Origin of the sequence: Methylobacterium sp. E-041, assembly GCF_022829665.1 — a bacterium.
GTDB lineage: Bacteria > Pseudomonadota > Alphaproteobacteria > Rhizobiales > Beijerinckiaceae > Methylobacterium.
Genome location: NZ_JAKSYQ010000133.1, coordinates 1 through 301, shown reverse-complemented (window position 1 = coordinate 301; position 301 = coordinate 1). Strand labels below are relative to the sequence as shown.

Sequence of the window (301 nt, the reverse complement as noted above, 5' to 3'; positions counted from 1 at the left end):
CTGCCTCGCGCTGATCCTCAAGGACGTTTCCGAGCAGTTCGCGGCCGCGGACCGCTTCGAGACCACCTTCAACGCCAACCCGGCCCCTGCGGTGATCTGCCCCCTGTCCGACCTGCGATACGTCAAGGTCAACACCTGCTTCCTCGATATTACCGGCTACACCCGCGCTGCCGTGATCGGTCGCCGCGTCTACGAGGTCGCCGTGCTGGCCAACGCCGTCAACCGCGACCTGGAGGTCAACCGGCTCAAGTCCGGCTCCTCGATCCCGCAGACGGCTGCGTGCGTCGACCTTCCGGCCGGG

The 301-nt window shown here is 67.1% G+C and carries 1 pseudogene; it reads left to right on the top strand.

What is annotated here, in order from left to right:
- Positions 1-301, top strand: a pseudogene (locus tag MKK70_RS12395) (helix-turn-helix transcriptional regulator); the annotation flags it as partial.